Origin of the sequence: Streptomyces sp. MnatMP-M17, from assembly GCF_900091995.1 — a bacterium.
Taxonomy (GTDB): domain Bacteria; phylum Actinomycetota; class Actinomycetes; order Streptomycetales; family Streptomycetaceae; genus Streptomyces.
In genome coordinates this window covers 1-9,252 of record NZ_FMDK01000123.1, presented here as the reverse complement: position 1 = coordinate 9,252, position 9,252 = coordinate 1, and the positions used below count along the sequence as shown (strand labels likewise).

The 9,252-nt window shown below is 71.0% G+C and carries 8 protein-coding genes and 3 tRNA genes; 5 read left to right on the top strand and 6 right to left on the bottom strand.

All coding sequences use genetic code 11. The features are described 5' to 3' along the window. From GA0115259_RS06665 to GA0115259_RS06655, 3 genes are all read left to right on the top strand, one after another. Positions 1-433: hypothetical protein (locus tag GA0115259_RS06665; RefSeq protein ID WP_093592244.1), on the top strand; the 433-nt coding region annotated here is incomplete at its 5' end. A 249-nt stretch (positions 434-682) separates the two neighbouring features. Next, a complete protein-coding gene (locus GA0115259_RS06660) occupies positions 683-1,726 on the top strand; it encodes a rod shape-determining protein (RefSeq protein ID WP_093592237.1) in 1,044 nt (347 codons plus the stop codon). 184 nt (positions 1,727-1,910) lie between these two features. Then, entirely contained in the window at positions 1,911-3,476 is a 1,566-nt protein-coding gene (locus GA0115259_RS06655; protein WP_237539817.1) for a sensor histidine kinase, read from the top strand. Between the two features lie 20 nt (positions 3,477-3,496). On the opposite strand, the gene GA0115259_RS06650 is transcribed toward GA0115259_RS06655, so the two are convergent. The 6 genes from GA0115259_RS06650 to GA0115259_RS06625 form a co-directional block, all read right to left on the bottom strand. After that, on the bottom strand, positions 3,497-4,309 hold the full coding sequence (locus tag GA0115259_RS06650) for an ATP-grasp domain-containing protein (protein ID WP_093592231.1): 813 nt from the start codon (positions 4,307-4,309) through the stop codon (positions 3,497-3,499). Between the two features lie 54 nt (positions 4,310-4,363). Continuing rightward, positions 4,364-5,743, bottom strand: coding sequence for a tannase/feruloyl esterase family alpha/beta hydrolase (locus GA0115259_RS06645; protein WP_093592228.1), 1,380 nt, complete (start codon positions 5,741-5,743; stop codon positions 4,364-4,366). Between the two features lie 180 nt (positions 5,744-5,923). Next, on the bottom strand, positions 5,924-6,538 hold the full coding sequence (locus GA0115259_RS06640; protein ID WP_202449727.1) for a hypothetical protein: 615 nt from the start codon (positions 6,536-6,538) through the stop codon (positions 5,924-5,926). Between the two features lie 447 nt (positions 6,539-6,985). Next, positions 6,986-7,059 (bottom strand) — tRNA-Ile (locus GA0115259_RS06635). A 180-nt stretch (positions 7,060-7,239) separates the two neighbouring features. Beyond that, positions 7,240-7,312 (bottom strand) — tRNA-Asn (locus GA0115259_RS06630). Positions 7,313-7,317: 5 nt separating this feature from the next. Continuing rightward, positions 7,318-7,390, bottom strand: a tRNA-Asn gene (locus GA0115259_RS06625). 208 nt (positions 7,391-7,598) lie between these two features. Here GA0115259_RS06625 and GA0115259_RS06620 point away from each other — a divergent pair. After that, a complete protein-coding gene (locus GA0115259_RS06620) occupies positions 7,599-7,907 on the top strand; it encodes a hypothetical protein (protein ID WP_079124866.1) in 309 nt (102 codons plus the stop codon). Between the two features lie 74 nt (positions 7,908-7,981). Then, a partial coding sequence (locus GA0115259_RS06615; RefSeq protein ID WP_093592240.1) for an FGGY family carbohydrate kinase occupies positions 7,982-9,252 on the top strand: 1,271 nt, incomplete at its 3' end.

Genomic DNA, 9,252 nt, shown 5'->3' with positions numbered 1-9,252 from the left:
AACCCGCCGCTGGCAGGCGATGGTGCGCGCGCCACGGGCCCGCGGCGCGCTGTCCCGTTACCGCTCCGTCCTCGGCGAGCCGGAGCTGACCTTCCGTCGGGCCGTCGGCGATCTGGAGTGCGACGCCCTGCTCTGGCCCGTACCGCTCTGGCCAGGTCTGCGGTTCGAGGTGATGGTGGCGCCGGGCGGCGCCGTATGGAACGAATGGCTGGTACGCGCGCCGGGGACGGCCGGTCCCGGGCTGCGTACGGCCGGCGATCTGCGCCCGTGGTCCTGCACCGTGGACGAGGTCGCGCGGGCGTTCCCGCCCGCCCGGCCAATGGAGGGCAGCGCGCCGACCAGGCTGCGGCTGGCATTCACTCTCCCGGGCGGCGGTCCGGGCGTCGCGGACTTCACCTGGGGGCTGTTGCAGCACTGGTCCGAGACGCGCTAGGACGAGTCGGGGCGGACCGGGCACGGCCCGTCGGGAGCACCGGAAACGGCGCGGCCGGGCGATCCGGACCTGGCCGTACGACCAGGTCGTACGAGTCGCGGACACGGTCGCCGACACCTCCTGGCGCGCCGTCAACTCCGTACGCCCGACCGGCGCAACCCAGCGCGCGCCGCGAGGGCCGTCGCAGCACGATGCGAACAGGGCCGGCCGCCGCCGGTGAACCCATCAGCGCTCTCGGGAGACCCTGCCGTGACCGTCAGTCTTGAGCAGTTGCGACGCTGCCACATCGCCGTCGACCTGGGGGCCGCCAGGACCCGGGTCTTTGTCAAAGGAGCGGGGCTCGTCGTCGACGAACCGAGCGTCGCCGCCATGAACACCCGTACCGGTGCGCTCATCGCCGTCGGCGCCCTCGCCGAGCAGATGACGGGCCGTACGCCCGACTACATCCGGGTCGTCCGGCCGGTCTCCGGCGGGACGGTCGTCGATATCGAGATGGCCCAGCGCATGCTGCGCCAGCTCCTCGGTGACAAGCTGCGCCGCCAGCTCCGCCGCAAACCACGGCTGCGCGCCGCCGCCTCCACTCCGCACGACAGCGATCCGCTCGCGCAGCGCGCCGCCGTGGAGACACTGATCGGTCTCGGCGCGCGCCGGGTCGAACTGGTCGACACGCTGATCGCCGCGGCCGTCGGCTGCGGACTGCCGGTGGAGCAGCCGACCGCCAATATGATCATGGTCTGCGGCGCCGCGACCACCCAGGTCGCGGTCCTCTCGCTCGGCTCGATCGTCACCGCCCAGCGGATCCCGGTCGGCGGCAACGCCATCGACCACGCGGTGATCCAGCATCTGCGTCACCAGCACGAGCTGCTGCTGCCCAGCCAGTCCGTACGCCCGCTGCAACTCGCGCTCAGCGACAACGGCCTCACCGCGCAGGGCCCGAGCACCACCGAGATCCACGGCCGGGACGTGGCCACCGGTGTAGCCCGTTCGGTGCTGGTGGACACCGCCGCCGTACGGGACGCGATCTACTCACCGCTGACGGCCGTCCTCGACGGCATCGGCAAGGTGCTCAGGGACTGCCCGCCGGATCTGGTGGCCGATCTCGCGGACGGCGGGATCACGATGGTCGGCGGCAGCGCGCTGATGCCCGGTCTCGATCAAATGCTGCGCAACGCGACGGGCATGCCGGTGGCGATCGCGGAGCGTCCCGACATCTGCGCCGTACTCGGCCTCGGTGCGATGCTGGAGGGAAAGATCCAGCCAATGGCCCTGAACCCGCTGGCCGTGGTCCGCTGACGGCGGAGCCGCCGCTCGACCGACGAACGGCCGGCCGGCGGCGTGCGGGGCGGGCGAGAAGACGAGCGGTGCGATGAGCGGAGAGCCGGAGGCAGGACAGGAACCGGAGGCCGCGCGGGAGCCAGGGCGGGAGCCGGAGGCAGGGCCTGAGACGGGTCCAGGGCCCGGGCCGGAGGCCGACGGCATGGCGCCCGAGCCTCTGCTGCCCGCGCTGCTGGAGGCCGTGCTCGGCATCGGCACCGAACTCGAACTGCGGCCCGCGCTCCAGCACATCGTCGACACCGCCACCGAACTCATCGGCGCCCGGTACAGCGCCCTCGGAGTGATCGATCCCGAGCGCGGCCGGCTCACCGAGCTCTTCACGGCCGGTATCAGCGACAGCGAGCGGGAGCGCATCGGACGGCTCCCCGACGCGCACGGCGGGCTGCTCGGCCTACTCGTCCGGGACGCGAAGCCACTGCGGCTGGACGATCTGACGGCCCATCCCCGGTTCGCCGGCCTGGCGCCCGGCCATCCGCCGATGCGCTCCTTCCTCGGAGTGCCGGTCCAGGTGGACACCGTGGTCCTGGGCAGTGTCTATCTCACGGAGAAACGCGCCGGTCCCTTCACCGAGCAGGACCAGGAGCTGCTGGGCGTGCTGGCCTCACAGGCGGGCATCGCGATCGGCAACGCCCGGCTGTACGGAGCGGCCCGGCGGCGCGAGCGCTGGATCAAGGGAGCCGCTGCGGTCACCACGGCGCTGCTGCGCGGCGAGAACGCGGCGGACTCGCTGCTGACCGTCGCCGAGTCGGCCAGACTGCTCGCCGACGCCTACGCGGGTGTGGTGCTCCAGCCCACCGAGGAGGGCGGGATGGAGATCGTCGCCGCGTCCACGATCGGCGATCCGGACGGCATCGTCGGCACCGTCATCGAGCCCGGCTCGCCCGTACTGGTCCAACTGCTCGGCGGAGAGCCGGTGTTCATCGAGGACTCGTCCACCGATCCCCGGATGACCACCCATGTACGGTCCCGCTTCGGGCCGAGCATGATGCTGCCGCTCCAGAGCGGCGGCAAGCTGATCGGCACGCTCGCCCTGCCGCGCCGACGCGGCGGCCGTCCGTACAGCGCGGTGGACCGGCTGCTGGCCACCCAATTCGCCTCCCAGGCCGCGGTCGCGCTCGTACTGGCGGACTCGCGGCACAACCGGGAGCAGCTCGCGGTGTACGAGGACCGTGACCGGATCGCCCGCGATCTGCACGATCTTGTCGTCCAGCGCCTCTTCGCGACCGAGATGATGCTGGAGTCGACCAGACGGCGCGCGGGCACTCCGGAGCTGGACGAGCTGCTGGGCCGGGCCGTGGACGAGCTGGACTCCACCATCCAGGAGGTACGGACCACGATCTTCGCGCTCCAGCAGCCGCCCGCCGATGCTCCGACGAGCGTGCGCGGCAAGGTGCTGCGCGAGGCGGACGGCGCGGCGGTGCTGCTGGGCTTCCGGCCGTCGGTGCATTTCAACGGCCCGGTGGACACGCTGGTCGGCGAACCGGTGGGCCGACGGCTGCTGGCCCAGGTGCGCGGCGCCCTCGCCGCGGCGCACCGGCGGGAGGGCGTGACGGCGATCGAGGTGGAGATCGACGCGAACGCGGCGCTGCCGGACGGGGCGGAGGGCGTACGGCTGGTCGTCACGGACAACGGCGTGGGCGAGGACGGTGAGCGCGGTACGACGATGATCTGGGAGGAGCCGCGCCAGGGGCCGCAGGCCGCTTCGTGAGCGCGCGCAAGAGCCGCCCGTCAGCGCAGCAGATCGTGGAGCGAGGCCGTCAGCCGCGTGGCGAACGCCTCCCGGGTGCCGGAGTCCACCAGCTCCAGGGACAGATACGGATTGAGGTCCTCCAGCTCGACCAGCAGCAGTTCTCCGTCCGGCGCCCGGCAGGCGTCCACGCGCTGTATCCCGTGCTCAAGACCGTTCCAGTCGATGAACCGGCGCGCGAACTCCAGATCCGCCGCGCCGGCCTCGTACGGCTCCAGCTCCCAGCGCCGCCCGGGATCGGGCGCGTACAGGGCGTACTGGAAGTCCCGGTCGATGAAGTAGAACGAGACCTCGTAGCGGAACGGGATCCGTGGCTGCACCAGAACGTCGCCGAAGGCGAGGTCCGCCAGCCGCTCCGCCGGGACGAACTCCATCCCTATCGAGTCCGCGCCCAGCCGTGGCTTCACCACATAGGTGCCGGCCGCCGGCAGCCGGCCGAGGTCCTCGGCGCGGTCGACGGTCGGTATGACCGGATATCCGGCGGCGCTCAGCTCCGCCAGATATCCCTTGCCGGTCATGTCCGCCCGGCCGGTCAGCGGGTTGTAGACCCGGATTCCGGCCGCGCGGGCCCGGTCGCGGAAGGCGTCGTACTCCTTCTGGTAGTGGAGTACGGGCCCGCTGTTGCGCACCACGACCGCGTCGAAGGACTCCATCAGCCGTGCGGCGTCGAGAGGGTGGCACAGCGCGACGGCGAAGTCCCGCCGCAGCCGCGAGGAGAGCCGGATGTCCTCGTCGCAGTATCTGCGTCCCTGGGCCTCGTAGCCGAGATCGGTGACATAGAGAAGGGCGGACACGGTGCTCCTGGTATGGCTCGGAGGGAAACCGGGCCTACGAGGACCCAGGCCGGCTCACAGTACGCAGGAGTTCACCACATCGCCGGAGGCGGGCTTGGGTACGGTACGGCTCGACGGCGGCAGCGCGCCACGCTCGACCCACCGGGTCAGCGCCTCGAACGCGCTCCGGTAGCAGGGCAGGATCGGACGCAGCCGGTCCGGATAGCTGTCGTAGAGACCGTCGACATGCGTACCGCCCTCGATCGTGTAGTAGCGGTGCATCTTGGCCCGGTGCTGGTCCTTGATCATGCGCGTGTACACGTCCGAGTCGGCGGCGATCGGCAGCAGCGTGTCCAGCGAGCCCTGGAGCGTGATCATGGGCTTGCCGATCCGGCCGGTCAGCGAGACGCGCTCGACGGCCCGGTGGACGGAGCGCGGCCGTTCCGCGTAGTCGTACGAGGCGTCCGAGGCGCAGGGCGCCAGAATCTCCGCCGTCGTGGAACCGGCCGAGGCGCCCGGGCAGTTGGTGTCGTACGTCGGGTCGAACTCGGCCCGGTACACCTTCTGCGTCAGTCCCCAGTAGGCGGTCTGGTGGTAGGGCCAGAGGAACTCACTGCCCGGCGCGAACCCTGCCTCGTACATGTCGTCCGCTCCCGCGCCACCCGCCGCGTATGCCACCGTCGTGGGCAGATAGGTGAGCAGATTGGGTCCGCGCTCCGTCCAGAGCACGCCCTCCCAGTCCACTCCGCCGTCATACAGCTCGGGATGGTTCTCCAACTGCCAGCGGGTCAGATAGCCGCCGTTGGAGGTGCCGGTCATATACGTACGGCGCGGGGCATGTCCGTAGGCGCGCTGGACCGCCTTCTTGGCGGCCCTGGTCAGTTCGGTGGTGCGCCGGTTCCATTCGACGACCGCGTCACCGGGCCGAGTGCCGTCGGTGTAGAAGTCGGGCCCGCTGTTGCCCTTGTCGGTGGAGGCGAAGGCATAGCCCTGCGCCAGCACCCAGTCGGAGATCAGCGGATCCAGCGAGTACTGCTTGCGCGTGCCGGGCGCGCCGGTCACCACGAGCCCGCCGTTCCAGCGGTCGGGCAGCCGGATCACGAACTGGGCGTCGTGCTTCCAGCCGTGGGTGGCGTTCAGCCGCGAGGAGTCGGGGAAGTAGCCGTCGATCTGGACACCGGGCACGCCCGAGGGATTCTCGGTGCCCTTCGCGAAGAGCGGCGACCAGTCCGTGGAGTCGGTGTACTGGGTGCCCGCGAGCGCCGTGGAGGTCAGATCCGGCAGACAGGCCGCGGTCTGGAACTCCGCGCCCGGTACGGAGACCCGGTCGCGTACGGCACAGTGCGACGGCGCCGCACCGGCCTCCGAGCCCGGTACGGGGGCCGCCGCGGCACCGGTCGCCGTGACCGCCAGCAGCATGGCCGCCAGCGCGGTGACACCTGTTCTCACACGCATGGAACTCCTCCGATTGGCTCGACCTGATCGGTCCATCAATGCCATGGCGCACATCGTCAGCGCCTCATGAAGGTCGGGCCATGTGGACGGCCCATAGTTCCAAGTATCAAAAGGTAGAGCCCCACCCCACCCCGGCCGGGCCACCGCACATCCCGGCCGGGCCAGTAGGGCCGGTCCGGATCAGAGACGGGCGGCCACCGTGCGGGCCAGGTCTTCGAGAGGCTTACGGGTCTCGGCCGGCGGGACCGAGCGTACGAGGCGTATGGAGATCCACTGTTCGGAAGTGCGGAAGAAGACGGATCCGTCCTCCAGATACGCCTCCTCGCCGATTCCGGAGAGCGGGCTCAGCTCATGTCCGATGCCTCGTTCGGCGTCGAGATAGCTCCGCGCGGAGTCGCCGACATAGACCTCCACCTGCGCCGAGGGACCGGACGCGAGCCCGGTGTAGGTGCAGGTCTCGTCAAGGGGCGCGGCGGGATTGAGCTTCGAGTCGGCCAGCGTCTCGGCCTCCTCCTGCGAGACGATCCCGCAGGGATCGCCGGCCGCCACCGGACTCGCCGACGGCTCCGTCGGGCTCTCCGCGGGCTCCTGCGGAGGCTCCTCCACCGGCACGGTCGGGCTCGGCAGATCACTGGCGGTCGGAGTCGGGTCCGGATCCGGGTTCTGGATCGCGTCGCACCCCTGGAGCGCGAGGACCGCGACCAGGGCCAGTGGCGCCATCGCCACCGCCGACAGCGGGCGGGCCCGCCTGCCGGTGCGTCTACCGGAGCGGGTACGAGTACGAGTGCGCGTCATCGGATCAGTCCCCTTGGGCAGCGTGGTGGAGGGCTCTGACAGCCTCTCCGAAGCAGGCGAAATCTGGGACGCGCCGAACCCACCGATCGGTTTCCGCCAAACGCAGCCCTGGTGCGCCGGACGCTTCCCCGAGGTCTGCGCCAGGTGGCGGCCAAGTTGATCCATGCGGGTGGAGGTGGCATCCATACGATCAAGGAAACGCCGCCGCAAGGAACGATTCAGCTATCGTCCGACACGTACACCGGTCCGCTCTCCCACGTCGACAAGGAGGTCGCGAGGAATGCCCGAGCTCCCGTTCCCCGCGCCCGCCGTGAGCGTCTGTCAGTCCCCGTCGCTCGCGCACCGCTCACGCAGGACCCGGCAGACGACGGAGCGCCCCATCCTGGTCTGATACCGGCTGGGGCGCTCGAATACTGGTCGGATCGTTTCCTCGAACGTCCGTCCGCGTGGGGCGGGTGGGACTCGAACCCACGGCCGACGGATTATGAGTCCGCTGCTCTAACCGGCTGAGCTACCGCCCCTAACGGCGCGTCGCGCACATTTGTGCGCGCCGTCTGCCGCAGCATAGCCGCTCATACGATCTCCTGCCTCGGATGGTCGGCATCGCCCTGACCTTGAGGACTTCGCCGTACACCGCCCGGTTGCGGGATTGGCGCAGAACAGACGAAAAAGGACCCCGAGGGGCCCTTCTCGCTCTCCTGCTCCCCCGGCTGGACTCGAACCAGCAACCCTCCGGTTAACAGCCGAATGCTCTGCCAATTGAGCTACAGGGGACCGCGCTCCCCCGACTGGACTCGAACCAGTAACCTGCCGGTTAACAGCCGGCTGCTCTGCCAATTGAGCTACAGGGGATTGCTGCGTGTGCGCCGAACGTACCTGCCCGGGTCCTCCCGGGCGGCGCGCGCTCGCCGCGACACATACATTAGCGCAAGCAGGGGGGTGTTCCGCCAATCGCTATCGACCCGGCTCACGCCGGGTGATCCCGGGCCCCCACGGGGTAGGCGGAGGGCAGAGACCGAAGGTCCGCCGCCAACACCGGGGACCGGGACATCAGGGAAGGGTGGCAGCCATGCGGTACCGCCTCGCATTCATCGCGGGACTGGCTTGCGGATATGTACTCGGCACACGTGCCGGACGCGAGCGTTACGAGCAGCTCAAGAAGTCGGTGCGCGAGGTGTCCCAGAACCCGGCCGTGCGCAACGCCGCCGAGTCGGCCGCGCAGACCGGCCGCGAGGTCGCGGGCAAGGCGTATCAGTCGGTGAGCGCAGTGGTGGGCGACCGGGTGCCGGACTCCGTGGCCCACCGGGTGCGCTCGCTGCGGGAGCGTAGTCAGAACGGCCAGGACGACTGGGGGACCAGCAACACCTGACCGGTCCGCCCTGTACACCCGCGTGCCGTCCCGGACGCGTCCGCCGCGCCGCGCGTGCGGCAGAATCAGGTGTCATGGGAATAGTCGCCGGGTTGGACAGTTCGTCCGGATTCACACGTGTCCTCGTCTGTGACGCGGACACGGGCGCCGTGCTGCGGCAGGGCTACGCACCGCATCCGGTCGATCCGAAGGCCACCGAGATCGATCCTCAGGCCTGGCTGCTCTCCCTCGGCGAGGCGGCGTCCGGCGGTCTGCTGGAGGGCGTCCAGGCCATCGGTGTCTCGGCCCAGCAGGACGGCATGGTGGCCCTGGACCAGCAGGGCAATCTCGTACGGCCCGCGCTGCTCGGCAACGACAAGCGGGCGCAGGTCGCCGCCGCGGATCTGGTCGACGCGCTGGGCGGGCGGCAGGCCTGGGCCGAGGCGGTCGGATCCGTACCGCAGTCGAGCCGGCTCGTGGCCAAGCTGCGCTGGATGGCACGGACCGAGCCGGAGGCGGCGCAGCGCACCGCGCTGGTGCTGCAACCGCACGACTGGCTGGTCTGGCAGCTCCTCGGCCGGCCGGCACGCAGCACCACCGACCGGGGCGCGGCGTCGGCGACCGGCTACTGGTCGGCGCGTACGGGCTCGTACCGGCCCGATCTCGTGGAGCTGGCGCTCGGGCACCAGGCCGCGCTGCCGGAGGTGCTCGGTCCCGCCGACGCCGCCGGAACCACTCCCGAGGGACTGCTGATCTCCGCGGGCACCGGCGAGACCATGGCCGCCGCCTTCGGGCTGGGTGTGGCCGTCGGGGACGCCGTGGTGTCGCTGGGAGCCTCGGGCTCGGTGATGGCCGTACACCACGAGGCGCTCGCCGATCCGGCCGGAATGATCACCTCCTTCGCGGACGCGACCGGGATGCATCTGCCGGTGGTCCACACGCTGAACGCCGTCAGGGCCCTGCGCGGTACGGCGGAGCTGTTGGGGAGCGTGGGGCTGGCCGAGCTGTCCGCGCTGGCGCTCAAGTCCACGCCGGGCTCATCCGGGCTGGTGTTCCTGCCGTATCTGGAGGGCGAGCGGACGCCTCAGCTCCCGCACACGGCGGGCACGCTGACCGGGCTGCGCCGTGAGTCGATGAAGCCGGAGCATCTCGCGCGGGCCGCGTTCGAGGGAATGCTCTGCTCGCTCGCCGACGCGATGGACGTGCTGCGCGGGCGCGGCGTGGAGGTGCGCCGGGTGTTCCTGCTGGGCGCCACCGCCGCGCTGCCCGCCATCCAGGCCCTCGCTCCGGCGGTCTTCGGCGCACAGGTCGTCGTACCGCAGCCCGCGGACTACGCGGCGCGCGGCGCGGCGCGGCAGGCGGCCTG

Excerpts from the sequence above, each read along its gene's own strand:
- GA0115259_RS06640 (WP_202449727.1), bottom strand. The coding sequence starts at position 6,538 with ATGACGCGCACTCGTACTCGTACCCGCTCCGGTAGACGCACCGGCAGG.
- GA0115259_RS06645 (WP_093592228.1), bottom strand. The coding sequence starts at position 5,743 with ATGCGTGTGAGAACAGGTGTCACCGCGCTGGCGGCCATGCTGCTGGCG.
- GA0115259_RS06655 (WP_237539817.1), top strand. The coding sequence starts at position 1,911 with ATGGCGCCCGAGCCTCTGCTGCCCGCGCTGCTGGAGGCCGTGCTCGGC.